Origin of the sequence: Microvirga sp. KLBC 81 (genome assembly GCF_003075415.1) — a bacterium.
In the GTDB taxonomy this organism is placed as follows: Bacteria; Pseudomonadota; Alphaproteobacteria; order Rhizobiales; family Beijerinckiaceae; genus Microvirga.
Window position 1 is genome coordinate 23,552 of the sequence record NZ_QDAH01000021.1, and the last position, 19,622, is coordinate 43,173.

The window sequence follows — 19,622 nt, forward strand, 5'->3', positions numbered from 1 at the left end:
GGAGAACGCACATGAAGAACTCGATTTCACGCCGTACCCTCATCGCCGGCGCCTTCGCGGCCCCGGCTGTCCTGACGCTGCCCCGCGGCGCGAGCGCCGCGACCAACCTTACCCTGGGCCACAACGCAGCCCCAGGCAATCCGCGGAGCATCGCGACCGAACGTTTCGGCGAGATGGTCAAGGAACGGTCTGGCGGGCGCATCAGCGTTCGCGTCGCAGGCTCCGAGCAGCTCGGCAACGAACAATCGCTGCTCACCAGCCTGCGAACCGGCGCGGTCGACATGACGGTCAACAGTCAGGGATCCACGTCGGCGCTTGTGCCGGAAATCGCGGCCCTTGGCCTGCCCTTCCTGTTCGAGGACAGCGCCGCTGCCTTCAAGGTCCTGGAAGGTCCGGTCGGCGAGGCGCTGGGGCAGCGCTTCTCGAAGGTCCAGATGGTGCCCCTCGGCTGGTGGGACAACGGCATCCGCCACATCACCAACAGCAAGCGGCCGATCGTGAAGCCGGCGGACCTGAAGGGCCTCAAGATACGTACACCGCCGGATCCGATGACGATCGACATCTTCCGGGCGCTCGGCGCCAGTACCGAGCAGATCAGCTTCGGAGAGCTCTACATCGCGCTCCAGCAAGGTGTGGTGGACGGCCAAGAGAACCCGCTGACCAACATCGCAAGCTCGAAGCTCTTCGAAGTGAACAAGTTCATCAGCCTATCGGGCCATAAGTGGGAGGTCTCGCCCTTCCTAATCTCACAGATCACCTGGACCCGGCTGCCTGCTGCCGATCGGGAGACCGTCAGGGCCGCTGCCAAGGAGGCAGGCGATCTGCAACGCAAGCTGTTTGCCGAGAACGAGGCCAAGTACAACAGCGAGTTCCGAGCCAATCCGAACCTCGCGGTCAACGAGGTTGATAAAGCCGCCTTCCGAGAAGCTTCCGCCAATGTCGTTGACACCTGGCGTGCCAAACCTTTCGGCGACTTCGTCGATCAGCTCGTTAAGGCAGCCCGGGGCTGATGTTATGACCCGCGTCTCTCCCCTGCCTCACCATGATGATCAAGCGATAGCCACGGGGGGCGGCGCGATCGCCGTGGCCAACATGATCGACTACGTGGTCGGTCTTGCTTGCCGAGCACTAATTCTACTGACGGGGATCGCACTGCTTGCGATCCTCACGGCGAATGTCATTGCCCGCTATGTGCTGGAGAGCGGCGGTTTTCGCTTCGCGCAGGAGCTTCCCGAACGCCTCTTTCCCTGGTTCATCATGGCGGGCGTGGCGCTCGCAGTTCAGAAGGGCGGCCACATGGCCGTGGAATCCGTTCTATCCCGTCTGAACCGAAACGGGGCGCGCATCATGCTCCTCATCGGCCATGCCATCATCATCGTCTCCTATGCCATCCTGGGATGGGAGGCGATTGGAGTCGCCGATATCGTGTCCATCGAGACGAGCCCCGTGCTCGGATTGTCCAGCAGCTACAGCTACTACGCGCTCGCTCTCGGTTGTGCCGCGGTCATTCTGACCACATTCGCGCTCGCGCTGCGGGTCGCCATGCTCGGGCCCGAGGCCATGCCGACCCCCGATCCAGAGGAGACGGGCATATGAGCATCGTTCTCGTCATTGCCTTCACGGTCCTCATGCTCCTGGCGATTCCGGTCGGCCATGCTCTCGTCATTGCATCAGGCGTGACGTTGGCGTGGCAGGGAGAGCTGCCGCTGATGATCATCGCGCAGCAGATGTACCAGCAGACGCAGTCCTTCCCGATGCTGGCCCTGCCCTTCTTCATGATGGCAGGCAGCCTGATGCTCGGAGGCAAGCTGGGGCAGGAGCTCCTGAGCTTCGCCACCAAGGCGATGCAGCGCTGGCGTGGGGGACCTCTCTCGACCACCGTCGTGGCCTCAGTCGTCTTCGGCGGCGTCTCGGGAAGTGCAGTCGCCAATGCCAGCGCCCTCGGATCGGTACTCATTCCATGGCAGAAGCGGCAGGGCTATCCGGCCGGGCTGTGCGCCGCCAACAACGCCACATCGGCGGTCATCGATATTCTGATCCCGCCCTCGATTCCCCTGATCCTCTACTCCCTCGTGAGCGGCGTCAGCATCGCCGATCTGTTCACGGCGGGTATTCTCCCCGGCATTCTTATGGCAGGCGGCTTCATCCTGACATGTAGCCTCATCGCACGGTGGCGCGGCATCCATTCGGAAGATCCTGCTGTCGGAAGACTGGAGCTCCTCAAGCTGGCGGTATTGAGCGGCCCTGCCCTCCTGATGCCGATCCTGATCCTGCTCGGCCTGCGTTTCGGCATCGCCACGCCCACCGAGATCTCGGTGCTGGCGGTCGTCTATGCGCTTGCCCTCAGCGCCTTTTTTTATCGCGACCTGACGTGGAAACGCTTCTATCACAGCCTTATCGAGTCGGGCATCGCCACCGGAGTCGTCCTGCTCGTGATCATGGGCAGTGCGATCGTCGGCTGGATCCTGACCTTCGATCAAGTTCCGACACGCTTCGCCGAATGGGTATCGTCCACGATCAGCAACCCGCTCCTGGTGATCCTGGCCATGAACATTCTGCTGCTCATCGTGGGCATGCCGCTCGACCTTCCCCCGGCGATCCTGCTCCTTGGTCCGATCTTCGTCCCCCTGGCGGCAACGATCGGGCTGGATCCGGTGCAGCTTGGGATCATCATGGTCCTCAACCTGGGTATCGGGCTCTACACGCCTCCAATCGGGACCACGCTCTTTATCTCCTCGTCGATCGCCAAGTCGTCACTGGCCGACACGACCCGAGAGCTCTGGCCATTCTTCGGTGTGGCCATGCTGGTCCTCCTTGCCGTGAGCTACATTCCCGCCCTTACGCTTTACTGAGGCGAGAGGCGACCTGCTTGAACAAGAGTGGGACGCCTCATCTCTCTGGACCAATCAAGCCAGTGATGAGTAGATCATCACAGAGGGAGGAACAAACGAAATGACCCGCGTTGCTTTTGTCGGCCTTGGCGCCATGGGACTACCGATGGCTACGAATCTCCTGGCGAGAGGGTTCATTGTCAGCGGATATGATCTGAGTTCGAAAGCCCTGGACTCTCTCGAAAGCTCCGGAGGACATCGGGCAGGGTCGGCTGCCGAAGCTGCGACCGAGGCGGATGTCCTGATCCTGATGGTGGTGAACGCCGCCCAAGCCGAGGCAGTGCTGTTCGAGGGCGGCGCCCTCGACGCTCTCCGCACCGACGGAGTCGTCGCGCTGATGGCGACCTGCCCTCCCGCGGCTGTGGAAGCGATCGGGGAACGCGTACGCGAGGCTGGCCGACGGATGATCGATTCCCCTGTATCGGGAGGGGTTGCCGGCGCGAAGGCCGCGACACTCACGATTATGGCCGCAGGGACCCGGGACACCTTCGATCGTGTGAAGCCGGTCTTCGATGCGCTCGGCGACAAGGTGTTTCATGTCGGCGAACGCCTCGGACAGGGCGCCATGGTCAAAACCGTCAATCAGCTCCTCTGCGGCGTGCACATCGCCGTCGTCGCGGAAGCCTTCGCGCTCGCCACCAAGGTCGGCGTCGATCTCAAGATCCTGCTCGAGATCATGAGTGGATCAGCGGCTTCGAGCTGGATGCTGAAGGATCGCGGACCGCGCATGCTCGAGCCAGATCCCGAGGTGACGAGCGCGGTAGACATTTTCGTCAAGGATCTCGGAATCGTCCTTGATGCGGGGCGGGACACGAAGGCGGCACTTCCTTTGGCTGCGGCAGCCCATCAGATGTTCCTTGCTGCTTCCGGACGCGGAGAAGGAGCAGCAGACGATAGCCAAGTGATCCGTTCTTACCTTACCTTGAACGGCAGCAAATGACCTGAGATCACAATTCACGCTCCGCTGAAGGAAGCTCTATTTCCTCAAGCTCGTGCCATTCATCGTCTAACTTTCGGTCGGAAAGGTCGAGCGCACGAACTCCCATGCGGCTACCAGGTGGCGTCGCATGGCCTCCTCTGCACTGTCCGGATCACGCGCGGCAATGGCATCGAAGACCGCTCTGTGGCCCGCATGGTTCATCTGATCGATGTCCGCTCCGCGCTTCATCGAGCGCCAATGTTGAGTCAGCCATTCCACATAGGCTTTGTGAACGGCGGGATAGATCGGGTTTCCCGGAATGCGGTAGAGCACTGCATGAAAAGCAGCATCAGTATCGTCGAAAGCAATTGAATGGCCGATGGCCGCACGATTGGCATCGAGTGCTGCCCGCAGCTCTTCAAGATCATCGCGCCGTGCATGGTTCGCGGCCCATCGGGCAAGCGCGCATTCAATGAAGATGCGCGTTTCGAAGAGGTTCCAAACCCCTTCTCGATCCACCACAAGGTGGCCAACCAAGTTTCCGACCTGATCGACAGCGAATTCATAGCCGGGTTTGCGCACGACGGGACGATGGCCGAGACGGGTTTCGACAAGGCCCCGGTTCGCCAAGGAGACGATGGCCTCACGCACGGCGGCCCGGCTGACCCCATAACGTTGCATCAGGTCCCGTTCGGCCGGCAGGCGTTCCCCTTCCTGAAGGCTGCCGGACTGGATCAGCCGCACGAGATCCGCAACCACAGCGTCCGACCGCCGCGCGGCACCCGACTCTGTTTCTCGACGGTGAAGTCTCAGGCCCTGATCCGTCATCTCCCCTTGCTGCTCCAAATGAGTCAAATCTTTCTCACAGGTGATCGAGCGCCCTCCTTGAGAGCCATTGACACCAGATGTTTGGTCGAACCAACCATCCGGTTGGAGCGGATCATTTTGGGCGCATTGGCGCAAAGGTCTAGAGATTTTATAGGTTAATTGCGCGAATTACGTGAAATGGTACGCCCCTTGACACCCAACCTTTGTGCCAGCATTCTGATTCCGGTCGTACCAAATAGACCATGAAATGGCGTTTGGTTTGACAAGGCTCCAGGGGGCATCCTGGAGGAAATCAGTGACGCCAATCCCAGGCTCGACGCTGCCGCGCTCTGCTTCGCACCTGCCCTGCCAAGGTCACTGCGAGGCGCGGTTATGACGACGTCTATTGCAGCCAATCCCGCCGAAGCAGTCACCCACTACCAGATGTATATCGACGGAGCCTGGACAGATGGCCGCAACCCGGCTCGTTCGGAGGTCGAAAATCCTGCGAACGAAGTCGTCTTCGCCACGGTCCCGGCCGGCTCGATCGAGGACGCGGTGGCAGCCCTCGAAGCGGCGAAACGCGTGCAACCGGCTTGGGCTGCCCTGCCGCCCATCGTGCGCGCCGGCTACGTGTCCGACCTCGCTTCAGCGATCAGGCGGGACAAGGATCGCCTCGCCCGGACCGTGGTGCTGGAACAGGGAAAGCCTCTGAACCAGGCCGAAGGCGAAATCGACGCCACCATCACGTTCCTGACTTTCGCTGCCGAGAGCGCGCGGCGCATCGAAGGCGACATCATGCCTTCCGATTTTCAGAACGAGGAAGTCTGGATCCGTCGCGTTCCCTTCGGCGTCGTCGTGGGCCTCACCGCTTGGAACTATCCCGCAGCACTGGCGGCCCGCAAGATTGGTCCGGCTCTCGTGGCCGGCAACACCATCGTCGTGAAGGGACATGAATCCACGCCCCTCTCAGCTCTGGAGATCGCTCGTCTCGCACATGAGGTCGGATTGCCGAAGGGTGTGCTCAACGTCGTTACTGGTGACGGACGTACCGTTGGCGATGCGCTGGTGCGCTCACGGCTGAGCGACATGATCACCATGACGGGCAGCGTGCGCGCAGGCAGGGAGATCTATGCGGCGGGCGCGCATGAATTGAAGGTCGTGCGCCTCGAACTCGGCGGCAAGGCGCCTTTCATCGTGCTCGACGACGCCGACCTTGATGCAGCTGTGGAAGCGGCGATCGTCTCGCGCTTCACCAATTGCGGGCAGATCTGCACCTGCAATGAACGCATGTATCTGCACCGGAACATCGCGGAGCCCTTCCTCGACAGGTTCGTCTCCCGCGTGAAGACCATGCGGCTCGCCGATCCGATGACGAACCCCGACATGGGGCCCAAGGTGAACCGGCCGGAGGTCGAAAAGGTCGAGGAGATGGTGAACCAGGCCATCGCGTCCGGCGCGGAGGTTCTCGCCGGCGGCCACCGCCTGAAAGACGGCGAGTTCGCGCGCGGGCACTGGTTCGAGCCGACGGTCCTGCGGGTCGATTCCAACCGAGCGAACGTCATGCAGCGCGAGATCTTCGGCCCCGTCGCGCCTGTGATGACGGTCGACAGCTTCGAGCAGGCACTGAGCTTTGCCAACGACACGAGCTACGGCCTGTCGGCTTACGTCTACACACACGATCTGCGCCGGGTGATGCGCCTCTCGCGGGAGCTGTCCTTCGGCGAGCTCTATGTGAACCGTCCATGCGGCGAGCTCGTCCAAGGGTTCCATACAGGCTGGAAGCATTCAGGCCTCGGCGGGGAGGACGGCAAATACGGTTTTGACGGGTACCTGCGGAAGCAGACCACCTACGTCCGCTGGTGACGACCTGCAGCGACAAACGGCTGCGGCAATAGACACGAAGAACCCCACAAGGGGCGAAACCACTGGAGAGGAAACGAACATGATGCTCAGAAGGACTTTCCTTGCGCTCGCAACGGGCGTCGCAGCCATCGGGCTGGGGCTCGGCTGTGTATCCGCGCAGGAGTTGCCGAAGCTGAAGAAAAAAGATCACTACAAAGTCGGCTTCGCCCAGACTGAATCCAACAACCCGTGGCGCATCGCGCAGACGGAAAGCATGAAGGCGGAAGCCGCCAAGCGCGGCGATCAGCTCGTCTACACGGACGCAGCCGGTTCGGCTGCCAAGCAGGTGGCGGACGTCAACTCGATGATCGCTCAGGGTGTCGACCTGATCTTCCTCGCCCCTCGTGAAGAGAAGCCGTTGATTCCCGCCGTCATGGCCGCCAAGAAGGCCGGAATCCCGGTGATCCTGCTCGATCGCAACGTGGATCAGAGCCTCGCTAAGGCAGGTCGTGACTACGTGACATTCATCGGCTCCGACTTCGTCGAGGAAGGGAAGCGGGCAGCCGAGGCCCTGACGAAGGCAATGGATGGCAAGGCCAAGATCATCCAGCTCGAAGGCACCACCGGCTCTTCGCCTGCAAACGACCGGCGCAAGGGCTTCGAGGACTACATCAAGGCCCATTCGGGCATGCAGATCGTGGCCTCGCAGTCGGGTGACTTCGCCCGTGACAAGGGCCGGCAAGTGGCCGAAACCCTGTTGCAGGCGCATCCCGATGCCACTGCCATCTATGCGCACAACGACGAGATGGCGATCGGCGCGATTGCTGCCCTCGAAGCAGCCGGCAAGAAGCCCGGCAAGGACGTGATCGTCGTGTCCGTCGACGGCACGCGCGATGCGCTTCAGGCCATCATCGACGGCAAGATGCTCGCCACTGTCGAGTGCAATCCGAAGTTTGGCCCGAAGGCGTTCGAAACCCTCGAACGCTACGCCAAGGGCGAACAGATCGAGCCATGGGTGGTGAACACCGACCGGTTCTTCGACAAATCGAACGCCGCTCAGCTCATTGCCGACGCGTATTGATGGTGCAGCGCTGCCCGCCGTGGCGGGCAGCGTCTCTTGTCTCCTCGACAGGATGGACACGGACCGCTCATGGCGCCGCTTCTCAGCATGCACGGGATCAACAAGCGCTTTGCCGGGATACCGGCCTTGCGCGCTGCCGAACTCGTGGTGGAAAAGGGCGAGGTTCATGCGCTCATCGGCCAGAACGGGGCCGGCAAGTCGACCCTCATCAAGATCCTGACCGGATATTACACCAGGGATTCGGGCGAGATCGTCTTCGACGGGAAGCCTGTGACCTTCAGTTCGCCCCAGGAAGCGCAAGGTGCCGGCATCAGCACGATCTACCAGGAGATCAACCTGGTGCCGTACAGATCGGTGACAGAGAACATCTGTCTTGGCCGAGAAAAGCGGCGCTTCGGCCTTTTGGACTGGCGTGCCATGCACGCGGAGGCCCGCGCGCTTCTGACTCGCTTCAACATCGACATCGATGTCCGTCGCCCGCTCATGGCTTATCCGACCGCCGTGCAGCAGATGGTGGCGATTGCCCGCGCGATTGGCTTCGAAGCCAAGCTCGTCATCATGGACGAGCCGACCTCCTCCCTCGACGAGCGCGAGGTCGAAGTGCTCTTCGACGTGATCCGTCAGCTCAAGGCAGCGGGCGTGTCCGTGATCTTCGTCAGCCATAAGCTCGACGAGCTCTACGCGGTTTGCGACCGCGTCACCACCATGCGGGATGGTCGAACGGTGCAGGTTGCGCCGATGGCAGAACTGTCGCGGCTCGATCTGGTAACGACCATGCTCGGGCGCGAGCTCACCCAGGTTCTGCAGGATGGCCACAAGGCTGACGATGCTGCGGATACACGGACGCCAATCCTCACCGTCCAGGATCTCGCCATCGGACGCAGGGTCCGCGACGTGGATTTCGAGGTTCGTCCCGGCGAGATCGTCGGCCTTGCAGGGCTGCTTGGTGCCGGACGCACCGAGTCCGCTCGCGCTGTGTTCGGCGCGGACAGGCCCGATACGGGAACGATCCGGTTCGCTGGCTCCGATAAGGCAATGACCGAGCCTGCCGACGCCATCCGGGCCGGTATGGGTTTCTGCTCGGAGGATCGCAAGCTCGAGGGCATCATTCCGGATATGTCGGTACGCGAGAACCTGACACTCGCGCTCATGCCGCAACTCGCTCGACGCGGTATCGTGGACGAGGCGCGCAGCCGCGAGATCGTCGACCAGTTCATCAAGCGCCTCGGCATTCGCTGCTCAGGACCCGAGCAGCGTATTCGCGAATTGTCGGGCGGCAACCAGCAAAAAGTGCTCCTCGCCCGCTGGCTTTGTATGAACCCGAAGCTTCTCATTCTCGACGAGCCGACGCGCGGCATCGACGTCGGCGCCAAGGCCGAAATCCTCAGTCTAATCCGGGAACTGGCCGGGCAAGGACTCGGCGTTCTGATGATCTCGTCCGAGCTGGAGGAAATCGTGGAGGCGGCAAGCCGCATCTTCGTCCTGCGCGACGGGCGCACCGTGGCCGAACTCGAAGGTGACGCCCTGAATGAACAGTCAGTGATGGCCGCCATGGCGCATGGGCATGAGAGCAACCGGGAGGCTGCCCATGACTGAGACTGCAACGACGCTGCCGCCGAGACCGGCGCAAGAGGCGCCCCGGTTCGAGTTGAAGAGCTTTCTGACCCGTTATGGATCGTGGATCGCCCTGGCGCTTCTCATTCTGGTCAATCTCGCCATCACCCCGAATTTCGCCACATGGCAGACGCTCAACGTCAATCTGACCCAGGTCTGCGCCATCGTGATCGTCGGCGTCGGCATGACGCTCGTGATCGCAACCGGCGGCATTGATCTCTCCGTCGGCGCACTCATGGCGATTTCGGGGGCTCTTGCTCCATTGATCTTCCTCGGCAAGCTCTTCCCCCTGCCCTCTCCTGCGGTCGGCATCGCGCTTGCCTTCGTGGTGCCGGTGGTCGTGACTGCCCTCCTTGGCTGGTTCAATGGCTGGCTCATCACGCATCTTCACATTCAGCCGATTATCGCCACGCTCGTCCTGTTTATCGCGGGGCGCGGCATTGCCCAGGTGTTCACCAACGGCAATCTTCAGGTATTCAACCTGCCGGAATTTCAGTTCATCGGGCTTGGACGCGTTCTCGGCATTCCGTTCCAAGCCATTCTGATGGGTGTGATCGTCGCTGCCGCGGCATGGATGCTGAGACGTACTGTGTTCGGCCGGCAGATCCTTTCCGTCGGAGGCAACGAGCGTGCATCGCGGCTTGCCGGCATTCCTGTGGCGTCTGTCAAGCAGCGCGTCTATCTCATCAGCGGTCTTCTGTCCGGCATCGCGGGACTTATCGTGATCGCTCGCAACTCCGCCGCTGACGCCAATCTCGTGGGCCTCGGCATGGAGCTCGATGCAATCGCCGCCGTGGCAGTCGGCGGAACGCTTCTCACCGGCGGGCGTGCAACGGTCATCGGAACGCTGGTCGGCGCACTCATCATCCAACTCGTCCGCTACACCCTCCTCGCCAATGGCGTACCGGATGCGGCTGCCCTTGTGGCGAAGGCGGGCATCATCGTGCTGGCCGTCTGGCTGCAGCGACAAGGACAGCGCTGAGATCGACCATGAGCGGCGCCATGACTTTCAAGACGCTCCAGACCATCGGTCGCTTCGGCGTTCTCATCGCCCTCATCGCGCTCATCGTGTTCGGCTGGCTGCGCTACGACAACTTTCTCGGCACGTACAACGTGCTCTCGGTCCTGCGCTACAACAGCATGTTCGCCCTGGTCGCCTTGGGGATGGGCTTTGTCATCATCACCGGGGGAATCGACCTCTCGGTGGGCTCGACGGCAGCTCTTGGCAGCGTCGTGGCTGCGCTGGCTTCACCTTACGGTGCCGTGCCCGGCCTTCTCGCCGGTCTGGGCGCCGGGCTCATTGTTGGCGCGTGCAATGCCCTCATCATCACGCGCCTCAACATTCTCCCCTTCGTCGCCACCTTGGCGACCATGTTGGCCGCAAGCGGCTGTGCGCTCCTTCTTGCCGGCAACCAATCCGTTTCGGTCTCCTATGAATCGGGCTTCACGGAACTGGGTCAGGGGGACTTCCTCGGATTTCCCGTTCCCGCCTGGATCGCAATCGTCGCTTATCTCCTCGGCTCACTCGTTCTCAATCTCACGTCGTTCGGCCGGACGGTTCTGGCGGTGGGCGGCAATGAAGATGCAACGCGGCTCATGGGCCTTCCGGCAACCCGCGCTAAGGCGATCGTCTATCTGTCGAGCGGCGGCCTCGCTGGCCTTGCGGGCGTCATCCTCGCGGCGCAATTCGGCGCGGGCCAGCCCATCGAAGGCGTCGGCTGGGAGCTGTTTGCCATCGCAGCCGTGGTTGTCGGCGGCACGCTTCTCACCGGCGGTGTCGGATCGGTCAGCTCGACGCTTGCCGGCGTGCTGCTGCTCGGCCTGATCTTCAACATCCTGAACTTCGAAAACGGCCTCGGCTGGATCAGCCTCTCCGCTTATTGGCAATCCGTCATCCGCGGCCTGTTCCTGCTGCTCGTGGTCGCCATTCAGGCCCGACTGAGCGTCCGCACGGAAGAGACGGCCTGATCTGCGACAACGCACAACAACGGACGGGACAAACCATGCCTCGGATTACCTCCATCGAACCCGGCTTCTATCGCATCCCGCTCCCGACGGTTCTGACCGACTCCATGCATGGCGAGATGCGCGCTTTCGAGCTCAATACGGTGCGCATTCGTGATGCCGATGGCGCGGAGGGGGTTGGCTACACCTTTACGGTTGGCCGCAATGGGGCCGCCATCGACACCGTCCTCGCCCGCGAACTCCCGGAGATCATGGACGGCGAGGAGGCCGACGAGATCGAACGCCTCTGGCACAAGGCGTGGTGGGCGCTCCATTACGGCGGACGTGGCGGACCGACCGTCCTTGCAATCTCTGCCTTCGACATGGCCTTGTGGGACCTGAAGGCGAAGCGGGCCAATCTCCCGCTCTGGAAGGCGCTCGGCGGCTATGATCCGCGCGTGCCCTGCTATGCCGGCGGCATCGATCTCGAATTGCCCCTCAACAAGCTCCTGCGCCAGACGGACGACAATCTCGGAAAGGGCTTTCGCGCCATCAAGATGAAAGTGGGCCGCGTCAATCTCTTCGAGGATGTGGAACGCGTGAAGGCGATGCGCGAGCATCTCGGCGAGAACTTCCCCCTGATGGTGGATGCCAACATGAAGTGGAGCGTCGATGGTGCCATCCGGGCCGCCCGCGCCCTTCAGCACTTCGATCTGACATGGCTCGAGGAGCCCACCATTCCGGATGACCCGGCCGGTCACGCTCGCATCGTGCGCGAGGGCGGCCTGCCTGTCGCGGCGGGTGAGAACCTGCGCAGCCTCTGGGAATTCAAGCTCTACATCGCTGACGGCGGCGTGACCTATCCGGAGCCGGACGTCACCAATTGCGGCGGCATAACGCCGTTCATGAAGATCGCCCACTTGGCGGAGGCCTTCAACATGCCGGTCACGAGCCATGGCGCGCACGATGTGACCGTGCACCTTCTCGCCGCTTGCCCCAACCGCTCGTATCTTGAGGCTCATGGCTTCGGGCTCGATAACTACATCGCCGAGCCGCTCACGATCCAGGCCGGCTTTGCCCTGGCACCCAATCGCCTCGGCCATGGCATCGAGTTCGACTGGCAGGGACTTGAGGGGATCAGGGCCTGACCTCATCCACGCGGTTGGACCGTCTGATTGCGAATGGGTTTCACGATGGGTGCAGGAATGAAGGAACGGTTTGACCATATCGTCGTCGGCGGAGGCTCTTCCGGTTCAGTGGCGGCGGCCCGGCTGGTCAACGAGGGCGCGCGCGTGCTGCTGCTTGAAGGCGGCTATTCCCATCGCCACCCGCTCCTGGACATGCCACCCGGCATCTTCAAGATGATCAACGGCAGCAAATACATGCGGTATCACCACACAGTGCCGCAGGAGCATCTCGATGGCCGCGTGCATGACATTCCGCAAGCCAACGTTCTCGGCGGCGGGTCATCGGTCAATGCCCAGGTCTACATGCGCGGCAGGCCGTCCGATTACGACGAGTGGCACGAGATGCTGCGCGGCGAGAATGACTATCCAGGCTGGAGCTGGGCAGACGTGCTGCCGCACTTCCGCACCATGGAGGGCAACAACAGGTTCTACAACGAATTGCACGGCGCTGATGGCCCGCTTCTTGTCTCTGACCCTGGGCACATCAACGACATGTCGCGCTGGTTCGTGCAGGCCATCCAGGCATTGGGCGAGCCGTTCAATCCCGACTTCAATGGCCCGAAGCAGCGCGGCGTCGGCTTCTACCAGTTCATGAACCGGCGCGGAAAGCGCAGCAGCGCGGCCTACGCCTTCCTGGCTCCGCTGGCCGACAACCCGAATTTGGTGATCCGCCTGCAGTCTCGTGTGCGCAAGATCGAGATCGAGAATGGCCGAGCAATCGGCGTGACCTACCGCGACGCCAAGGGCCTGGACCATCAGGTCTATGCGGAGGGCGAGATCATCATGGCCGCCGGAGCGCTCGTCACCCCACAGCTTCTCATGTTGTCTGGTATCGGTCCCGCAGACCAATTACGAAAACATGGCATTCCCTGCATAGCCGACCTCCCTGGCGTCGGTGAGAACCTGATCGATCATCCGGAAGTCCCGATGATCGCAAAGGCGAATGGGCCCTATGGTTACTACAGGCAGGGTGTCGGCTGGCGGATGCTGCTCAACGGCATCCATTTCAGGCTGTTCGGCACCGGTCCGATCCTTTCTGCAGGGGTCGAAGCCGGCGCCTTCGTCAACCCGGCAGACCCTGACGGCGAACCGACTATCCAGGCTTTCTGCGTGCCGATCGTTTATCTCGATCGTGACACGCTTGGCCTCGTTGAGGACACTTATGGGCTGACGATCACAACGGTTCTTATAAAACCGAAATCCCGTGGCTTCGTCCGCCTTCGTTCCGCCAACCCGGACGATATGCCTCTGGTATCGCCCAATCTCCTGAAGGACCCGACCGATGCCCGCACCATGATCGATGGGCAGCGCTTCTTCCTTCGGGCTTTCCAGACCACTCCGCTCGCCGAGCGGATCGAGCGCATTGCGATTCCCGATCCGAACGATCTCAGCGACGAAGCGCTCATGAAGCATTGCCGCAGGTTTGTGAAAACCAACTATCATCCGAGCGGCACCTGCCGGATGGGTACGTCCGACGATCCCATGGCGGTACTCGATCCCAGGCTCCGCGTTCGCGGGATCGAGAACCTGCGCGTTTGCGACCTGTCCGCCATGCCCAACATCAATGCGGGCAATACGAACGCGCCTGCCATGATGCTTGGAAGCCGCTGCGCTGAACTCATCACGGGCCGCCCGACGGTCAGCACCTCGCAGTTCGGGCCACGCTTGTCTGAGCAGGGGGACATGAGCGTCGCCACCCTGAGCTGACCGAAAAGGGTCGGAGCGTAGGCGAACGATATGGACACGGACTTTTGACGTAGGCGTCCGTGTCCACCGCAGGCACGGTTTTACCGCTGATCAACATAAAGCTTGCCGCCACCAGCTTGAAACTCGTGGCTCTTGGCCCGCATGCCGGCCAGCTGCGCCTGAGCCTCTGGGCTCATCGCCGCCACCTCCGCCCGCAGATCCTGCGTGATCTTCATCGAGCAGAACTTCGGCCCGCACATCGAGCAGAAGTGAGCCACTTTGTGCGCGTCCTTCGGCAAGGTCTCGTCATGATAGGCGCGCGCCGTATCCGGATCGAGAGAAAGGTTGAACTGATCCTCCCAGCGGAAGTCGAAGCGTGCTCGGGACAGCGCATCGTCCCGGATCTGCGCGGCCGGATGCCCCTTCGCGAGATCTGCGGCATGGGCCGCGATCTTGTAGGTGATGACCCCGGTCTTGACGTCATCCCGGTTCGGCAGCCCCAGGTGCTCCTTGGGCGTCACGTAGCAGAGCATCGCCGTGCCGTACCAGCCGATCATGGCAGCCCCGATGCCAGACGTGATGTGGTCGTATCCAGGTGCGATATCCGTCGTGAGCGGGCCAAGGGTGTAGAAAGGCGCTTCTCCGCACTCACGGAGCTGCTTGTCCATGTTCACCTTGATCTTGTGCATCGGCACATGGCCGGGCCCCTCGATCATGACCTGGCAGCCCTTGTCCCATGCGATCTTGGTGAGTTCGCCCAGCGTCTCCAGTTCTGCGAACTGTGCCGCATCATTCGCATCGGCGATAGAGCCGGGACGCAGCCCGTCGCCCAGCGAAAACGAGACATCATAGGCCCGCATGATCTCGCAGATCTCGTCGAAGCGCTCGTAGAGGAAGCTCTCCTTATGGTGCGCCAGGCACCAGCGCGCCATGATCGAGCCACCACGGGAAACGATGCCGGTGACGCGGTTAGCAGTGAGTGGGACATAAGACAGGCGAACGCCCGCATGGATGGTGAAGTAGTCGACGCCCTGCTCGGCCTGCTCGATGAGCGTGTCCTTGAACACTTCCCAGTCGAGCTTCACCGGATCTCCGCCCACCTTCTCCAGCGCCTGATAGATCGGCACCGTGCCGATGGGCACCGGCGAGTTGCGCAGAATCCAGGAGCGGATGTTGTGAATATTGCGGCCGGTAGACAGATCCATCACCGTGTCGGCGCCCCAGCGGATCGCCCACACCAGCTTTTCCACTTCGTCGGCTGCGGTCGAGACCACGGCGGAATTGCCGATATTGGCGTTGACCTTGACCAGGAAGTTCCGCCCGATCGCCATGGGCTCCAGTTCAGGGTGGTTGATGTTGGCCGGAATGATGGCACGCCCCCGGGCTACTTCCTGACGTACGAATTCCGGCGTGATGAAGGGCGGGATGGCGGCCCCGAAGCTCTCACCATCGGCAATCTTCGCCTCCGCTTCCGACAGCATCGCCTCGCGACAGAGGTTCTCGCGGTGCGCAACGTAGATCATCTCCTCCGTGATGATCCCGGCGCGGGCGAACTCGTACTGCGTCACGATCTGACCGGGCGCGGCACGACGCACGACACGCTCGGCCGGGCATGACGCCACGAGCGCGTCCGCCGAGACATTTCCGTTGTCCTCAGGTTTCACTGGCCTCGGCTCAACCGCTGCACAATGTCGCGCTGCAATCCAGGATTCGCGCACGAGTGGAAGCCCCTGACGAAGATCGATGGCTGCATCGTCCTGCGTGTAGGGGCCGGAAGGATCGTAAACGCGCACGGGCGCCTCGCTGGGATCGGTCAGCACGATCTCGCGGTAAGGCACACGGATGTCCGGCCGGCCCGCCGGTGTGGCATAGATCTTGCGCGACCCTTGGATCGGGCCGGTGGTGACGGATTGCGGAGCGCCTTTCGGCTTGTCGATATGAACGGTCACTGGATCTCTCCTCTTGGACAAAGGGAGATCCGGGCAAAGCGAGCTGAGGGATTCTTGTCGTGCTCGATAGTTCCAGTCCCTCCGCCGGTATGACCCGGATCAGGTTCAAGGGTCACGGCGGATCAGCCGACTCTCAGCCCCTCACAGGGCTCCCCTCGGAACGAGGCGAATAGTCAGCGAGAGACTCGCGCCTGTCAACAGGTACGTGAATGAGATCAGTCCTTGCCAAAGCATCGCCGGGAGTTTATCTCACAGTCATCTCCTTGGGGTGCCCATCCGGGCTGAGAGGTCTTTTCGAGATCAACCCATCGAACCTGATCCGGATCATGCCGGCGGAGGGATTGCGAGATGACGAGCGCACCAGCGTCCAATTGCGACGCCCACAATCTTCCACATTTGGCAGGACTTCTGCTCGATCGTCTTCGTCGTGAGCACACGCGTGTGCATGCGCTCACGAACGCCGCAGCCCAGACCTTCACTGCCAATCTCCTTCTGGCTGCAGGCGGTATTCCCTCGTTGACCTTCGCCCCAGAAGAGGTCTCTGCCTTTACGGGCAGTTCAGCCGCCCTGCTCGTTAATCTCGGAACACTCGACACCGAGAGACGGAAGGCTATCCTCCAGGCCATCGCCACTGCTCACGCCCAGAACAAGGTGTGGGTCCTCGACCCCGTCTTTGTTGATGCCTCTTCAGCCCGCCTGGAATTCGCCCGCGCGTGCCTCGCGAGCAAACCGACGGTCCTACGCTGCAATGCAAGTGAGTTTGCAGCTCTCGCGGGCACCCCTGCCGCGCCTGATGCCGTGAAGGATTTTGCGAAACTTCGCGGCACTGTCGTTGCACTCACCGGTGCAGTGGATCTGGTCACGGACGGCATACGCATCTTTCGCATTGGCAACGGTCATCCACTCATGACTCGCGTGACGGCCATGGGTTGCGCCGCAACGGTTCTGGTAGCAGCCTTCACCGCCCTGCATGGCAGCGCCATCGAAGCCGCCGCGGCAGCGCTTCTCGTCACCGGAGTTGCAGGTGAGATCGCTGCACGTGATGCGAAAGGACCAGGCACGTTCCAGCCTGCGTTCCTCGATGTGCTCTTCACTCTCGACCTTTCAACCCTTGTCACCCACGGGAGGGCTGCATGAAACCAGTCGATCTCCGGCTCTATGGGATCATCGATCCGGAACGGACAGGTGGCCGGGACCCCGTCGAACTCGTCCGGCAAGCCGTTGCCGGTGGCGCGACGCTGATCCAATACCGAGACAAGCAGGCAGAGGGCCGTCGCTTCGTGGAGCTCGCAAGAGCCCTGAAAACCGTGCTTGACGGCACAGGTGTGCCGCTTCTGATCAATGATCGAGTGGATGTCGCGCTGGCCGCGCGTGCGGACGGTGTTCACCTCGGGCAGGACGATATGCATCCCATCGACGCTCGCAATCTCCTTGGTCCAGACGCGATCATCGGGCTGACGCTCAAAACGCCGGAGCAGGCCGGTGCAATGACGCAGATGCCTGTCGACTACGGCTGCATCGGCGGCGTCTTCACCACCGTCAGCAAGAACAACCCTTCTCCACCGATTGGTCTTGATGGGCTTCGAACGGTCCTGACACGAGCCAAGCACGCATATCGTGGCCCCATCGGCGCCATTGCCGGCATCGATCGATCGAATGCACAAGCCGTGATCGAAGCCGGCGCCGATGGCATTGCAGTGATATCCGCTCTTTTCATGGCGCCCGATCCGCAGGCTGAGGCTCAGAAGCTGCGGCACATGGTGGATCAGTCCCTAACATTGCGGAGCATTTCCTCATGACCGCTATCGCAGTTACCATCGCGGGCTCCGACTCCGGCGGCGGGGCCGGCATTCAGGCCGACCTGAAGACCTTCTCGGCTCTCGGTGTCTATGGCGCCAGCGTGATCACGGCCCTGACGGCACAGAACACCATCGGCGTTCAGGGCATTCATGATGTTCCGCCGGACTTCGTGGCGCAGCAGATCGACAGCGTCTTCTCCGATCTTGCCGTCGATGCTGTGAAGATCGGCATGCTCTCCCGGCCCGCCATCATTGAAGCCGTGGCAGAAGGGCTTGCACGCCATGGCGCTATGCAAGTCGTTCTTGATCCGGTCATGGTGGCGGCAAGCGGTGATCGGCTGCTCGCGCCGGAAGCTGTCGACGCCTTGCGTCGGATCCTGCTGCCGAAGGCGCTCCTCGTCACTCCCAACCTTCCCGAGGCTGCCGCCCTCTTAGACGAGCCTCTGGCCTGCGACGAGAGGGCCATGTGTCGGCAGGCTGAACGCATTCTCTCCTTGGGCTCCAGGGCCGTTCTGGTGAAAGGGGGCCATGGAACAGGTCCTGAGAGCATCGACATTCTCGTTGACGTGCATGGCATGCAGCGTTTTGCGGCTCCTCGCATCAATACGCGCAATACACACGGCACCGGCTGTACCCTGTCGTCCGCCATCACAGCAGGACTCGCCAGAGGCCTGCCGCTGCATGAGGCGGTAACGGCCGGAAAGAGCTTCATCAGCGCCGCCCTCGGTGCCTCCGATCAACTTCGCATTGGGCGCGGGCATGGACCCGTGCATCACTTCCATGCCCACTGGTCCTAAGCTCTCACGCCGCATAACGCTCGGCATCGGGGTAGCGGCTCTCGCTGCACCGACCGCTGTTCGCGCTCAGACTCTGCGCTGGCGCATGGTCACGTCCTGGCCGAAAGGCCGCACCGGCCCCGGCATCTCCGCGCAGCGAATCGTTGAGCGGATCAATGCCATGAGCGGCGGACGATTGCAGATCGATCTCTTTGCAGCCGGCGAGATCGTACCGCCCTTCGCCGTGCTCGATGCTGTCTCGAACGGCACTGTCGAGATGGGCCATACGGCCTCACTCTACTGGCAAGGCCGCATGCCTGCGGCGGGTTTCTTCACGAGTGTTCCGTTCGGTCTCGGGCCTATCGAGCATCAGGCCTGGATCGAGCTGCGAGGCGGGCAGGCACTCTGGGACGAGCTCTATGCCCCTCACGGCGTTCGCGCGTTTCTGGCAGGCAACACGGGTCCATCTATGGGCGGTTGGTTTCGGCGCAGGCTGAACGGCGTAGAGGATCTGAAGGGCATGCGTCTGCGCGTGCAGGGCCTGGGAGCCGAAATCTATGCCAAGCTCGGCGCGGTGCCCATGACCGTTTCCGCTGGAGACCTCCTGCCCTCCCTTGAAAAAGGCTCCATTGATGCTGCGGAGTTCCTGGCGCCGGCGACGGATCTGGAGACCGGCCTGCCGAAATACGCATCCTTCTATTACGCACCTGGGTTCAACAAGCCGAACGGTGCCAGCGAGCTCCTGATCTCGCTGGCTGCATGGGATCGTCTCACGCCGGATCTGCAGAGAGTGATCATGGAAGCCTGCAGAGCCGAACACACGCTCGGTCTCGCCGACGCATATCAGACAAACGCGGTAGCCCTCACGGAAATTCTCGGCAAGTATCCGGTAAGCCTCGAAGCATTCCCCCGGTCCATCATGGACGCGGCTCAGACAGCCTCGGTGGAGCTCCTCTCCGAGATCGCCTCCACGTCCGCCCTCGCCGGTCGTATGGTCGAGAGCTACAGGAGCGCTCAACGCGATCTGCGCAGCTGGTCAGCGCTTGCAGCCGACATGGCACGAGCCAACACGCGCGCATCCTCGGCCGCACGGTAAGTAATAACTCGGGAACCTTTCGGGTTCG

The 19,622-nt window shown here is 62.1% G+C and carries 17 protein-coding genes and 2 riboswitches; of the genes, 15 read left to right on the forward strand and 2 right to left on the reverse strand.

All coding sequences use genetic code 11. The features are described 5' to 3' along the window. The first annotated feature begins 11 nt into the window (after positions 1-11). The 4 genes from DC522_RS14890 to DC522_RS14905 all read left to right on the forward strand — a co-directional run bounded on the left by DC522_RS14890 (position 12) and on the right by DC522_RS14905 (position 3,831). Positions 12-1,010, forward strand: coding sequence for a TRAP transporter substrate-binding protein (locus DC522_RS14890; protein WP_116529468.1), 999 nt, complete (start codon positions 12-14; stop codon positions 1,008-1,010). A 4-nt stretch (positions 1,011-1,014) separates the two neighbouring features. Further along, a complete protein-coding gene (locus tag DC522_RS14895) occupies positions 1,015-1,596 on the forward strand; it encodes a TRAP transporter small permease (RefSeq protein WP_165820165.1) in 582 nt (193 codons plus the stop codon). Further along, positions 1,593-2,852 (forward strand): TRAP transporter large permease, encoded by a 1,260-nt coding sequence (locus DC522_RS14900; protein WP_116529470.1) that lies wholly within the window; start codon positions 1,593-1,595, stop codon positions 2,850-2,852. Before DC522_RS14895 ends, DC522_RS14900 begins: the two co-directional genes overlap by 4 nt. 100 nt (positions 2,853-2,952) lie before the next feature. Continuing rightward, positions 2,953-3,831 (forward strand): NAD(P)-dependent oxidoreductase, encoded by an 879-nt coding sequence (locus DC522_RS14905; RefSeq protein WP_116529471.1) that lies wholly within the window; start codon positions 2,953-2,955, stop codon positions 3,829-3,831. Positions 3,832-3,897: 66 nt separating this feature from the next. On the opposite strand, the gene DC522_RS14910 is transcribed toward DC522_RS14905, so the two are convergent. Then, positions 3,898-4,638: an FCD domain-containing protein gene (locus tag DC522_RS14910; RefSeq protein ID WP_116529472.1), complete on the reverse strand. Its 741-nt coding sequence runs from the start codon at positions 4,636-4,638 to the stop codon at positions 3,898-3,900. A 372-nt stretch (positions 4,639-5,010) separates the two neighbouring features. Here DC522_RS14910 and aldA point away from each other — a divergent pair, with 372 nt between their 5' ends. The 7 genes from aldA (at position 5,011) to DC522_RS14945 (ending at position 13,995) form a co-directional block, all read left to right on the forward strand. Then, on the forward strand, positions 5,011-6,483 hold the full coding sequence (gene aldA / locus DC522_RS14915; protein ID WP_116529473.1) for an aldehyde dehydrogenase: 1,473 nt from the start codon (positions 5,011-5,013) through the stop codon (positions 6,481-6,483). 79 nt (positions 6,484-6,562) lie between these two features. Continuing rightward, positions 6,563-7,543 carry an ABC transporter substrate-binding protein gene (locus tag DC522_RS14920; protein ID WP_116529474.1) on the forward strand — a complete coding sequence of 327 codons (981 nt, stop codon included), beginning with the start codon at positions 6,563-6,565 and terminating at the stop codon, positions 7,541-7,543. Between the two features lie 69 nt (positions 7,544-7,612). Then, on the forward strand, positions 7,613-9,139 hold the full coding sequence (locus DC522_RS14925; protein ID WP_116529475.1) for a sugar ABC transporter ATP-binding protein: 1,527 nt from the start codon (positions 7,613-7,615) through the stop codon (positions 9,137-9,139). Then, complete coding sequence (locus DC522_RS14930; RefSeq protein WP_116529476.1) at positions 9,132-10,139, forward strand: ABC transporter permease; 1,008 nt, start codon at positions 9,132-9,134, stop codon at positions 10,137-10,139. The genes DC522_RS14925 and DC522_RS14930 overlap by 8 nt, the downstream gene beginning before the upstream one ends. A 20-nt stretch (positions 10,140-10,159) precedes the next feature. Then, positions 10,160-11,125 carry an ABC transporter permease gene (locus DC522_RS14935; RefSeq protein WP_116529518.1) on the forward strand — a complete coding sequence of 322 codons (966 nt, stop codon included), beginning with the start codon at positions 10,160-10,162 and terminating at the stop codon, positions 11,123-11,125. A 35-nt stretch (positions 11,126-11,160) separates the two neighbouring features. Next, the gene (locus tag DC522_RS14940; RefSeq protein ID WP_116529477.1) at positions 11,161-12,249 is read left to right on the forward strand and encodes a mandelate racemase/muconate lactonizing enzyme family protein; all 1,089 of its coding nucleotides are present in this window, start codon (positions 11,161-11,163) and stop codon (positions 12,247-12,249) included. Between the two features lie 57 nt (positions 12,250-12,306). Further along, a complete protein-coding gene (locus DC522_RS14945) occupies positions 12,307-13,995 on the forward strand; it encodes a GMC family oxidoreductase (RefSeq protein ID WP_116529478.1) in 1,689 nt (562 codons plus the stop codon). An 80-nt stretch (positions 13,996-14,075) separates the two neighbouring features. On the opposite strand, the gene thiC is transcribed toward DC522_RS14945, so the two are convergent. Continuing rightward, entirely contained in the window at positions 14,076-15,923 is a 1,848-nt protein-coding gene (thiC, locus tag DC522_RS14950; protein WP_116529479.1) for a phosphomethylpyrimidine synthase ThiC, read from the reverse strand. A gap of 58 nt (positions 15,924-15,981) precedes the next feature. Further along, a riboswitch (TPP riboswitch) is annotated at positions 15,982-16,089 on the reverse strand. A gap of 88 nt (positions 16,090-16,177) precedes the next feature. Further along, a riboswitch (TPP riboswitch) is annotated at positions 16,178-16,281 on the forward strand. Between thiC and DC522_RS14955 the strand changes: the two genes are divergently transcribed. From DC522_RS14955 to DC522_RS14970, 4 genes are all read left to right on the forward strand, one after another. Continuing rightward, positions 16,272-17,060 (forward strand): hydroxyethylthiazole kinase, encoded by a 789-nt coding sequence (locus DC522_RS14955; protein WP_116529519.1) that lies wholly within the window; start codon positions 16,272-16,274, stop codon positions 17,058-17,060. It overlaps the preceding riboswitch by 10 nt. Continuing rightward, on the forward strand, positions 17,057-17,722 hold the full coding sequence (gene thiE, locus DC522_RS14960; RefSeq protein WP_116529480.1) for a thiamine phosphate synthase: 666 nt from the start codon (positions 17,057-17,059) through the stop codon (positions 17,720-17,722). The genes DC522_RS14955 and thiE overlap by 4 nt, the downstream gene beginning before the upstream one ends. After that, the gene (thiD, locus tag DC522_RS14965; RefSeq protein WP_116529481.1) at positions 17,719-18,519 is read left to right on the forward strand and encodes a bifunctional hydroxymethylpyrimidine kinase/phosphomethylpyrimidine kinase; all 801 of its coding nucleotides are present in this window, start codon (positions 17,719-17,721) and stop codon (positions 18,517-18,519) included. Before thiE ends, thiD begins: the two co-directional genes overlap by 4 nt. Beyond that, positions 18,503-19,594 (forward strand): TRAP transporter substrate-binding protein, encoded by a 1,092-nt coding sequence (locus DC522_RS14970; protein WP_116529482.1) that lies wholly within the window; start codon positions 18,503-18,505, stop codon positions 19,592-19,594. The genes thiD and DC522_RS14970 overlap by 17 nt, the downstream gene beginning before the upstream one ends. Positions 19,595-19,622 lie beyond the last annotated feature (28 nt).

Excerpts from the sequence above, each read along its gene's own strand:
- DC522_RS14890 (WP_116529468.1), top strand. The coding sequence starts at position 12 with ATGAAGAACTCGATTTCACGCCGTACCCTCATCGCCGGCGCCTTCGCG.
- DC522_RS14895 (WP_165820165.1), top strand. The coding sequence starts at position 1,015 with ATGACCCGCGTCTCTCCCCTGCCTCACCATGATGATCAAGCGATAGCC.
- DC522_RS14900 (WP_116529470.1), top strand. The coding sequence starts at position 1,593 with ATGAGCATCGTTCTCGTCATTGCCTTCACGGTCCTCATGCTCCTGGCG.
- DC522_RS14905 (WP_116529471.1), top strand. The coding sequence starts at position 2,953 with ATGACCCGCGTTGCTTTTGTCGGCCTTGGCGCCATGGGACTACCGATG.
- DC522_RS14910 (WP_116529472.1), bottom strand. The coding sequence starts at position 4,638 with ATGACGGATCAGGGCCTGAGACTTCACCGTCGAGAAACAGAGTCGGGT.
- aldA (WP_116529473.1), top strand. The coding sequence starts at position 5,011 with ATGACGACGTCTATTGCAGCCAATCCCGCCGAAGCAGTCACCCACTAC.
- DC522_RS14920 (WP_116529474.1), top strand. The coding sequence starts at position 6,563 with ATGATGCTCAGAAGGACTTTCCTTGCGCTCGCAACGGGCGTCGCAGCC.
- DC522_RS14925 (WP_116529475.1), top strand. The coding sequence starts at position 7,613 with ATGGCGCCGCTTCTCAGCATGCACGGGATCAACAAGCGCTTTGCCGGG.
- DC522_RS14930 (WP_116529476.1), top strand. The coding sequence starts at position 9,132 with ATGACTGAGACTGCAACGACGCTGCCGCCGAGACCGGCGCAAGAGGCG.
- DC522_RS14935 (WP_116529518.1), top strand. The coding sequence starts at position 10,160 with ATGACTTTCAAGACGCTCCAGACCATCGGTCGCTTCGGCGTTCTCATC.
- DC522_RS14940 (WP_116529477.1), top strand. The coding sequence starts at position 11,161 with ATGCCTCGGATTACCTCCATCGAACCCGGCTTCTATCGCATCCCGCTC.
- DC522_RS14945 (WP_116529478.1), top strand. The coding sequence starts at position 12,307 with ATGAAGGAACGGTTTGACCATATCGTCGTCGGCGGAGGCTCTTCCGGT.
- DC522_RS14955 (WP_116529519.1), top strand. The coding sequence starts at position 16,272 with ATGACGAGCGCACCAGCGTCCAATTGCGACGCCCACAATCTTCCACAT.
- thiE (WP_116529480.1), top strand. The coding sequence starts at position 17,057 with ATGAAACCAGTCGATCTCCGGCTCTATGGGATCATCGATCCGGAACGG.
- thiD (WP_116529481.1), top strand. The coding sequence starts at position 17,719 with ATGACCGCTATCGCAGTTACCATCGCGGGCTCCGACTCCGGCGGCGGG.
- DC522_RS14970 (WP_116529482.1), top strand. The coding sequence starts at position 18,503 with ATGCCCACTGGTCCTAAGCTCTCACGCCGCATAACGCTCGGCATCGGG.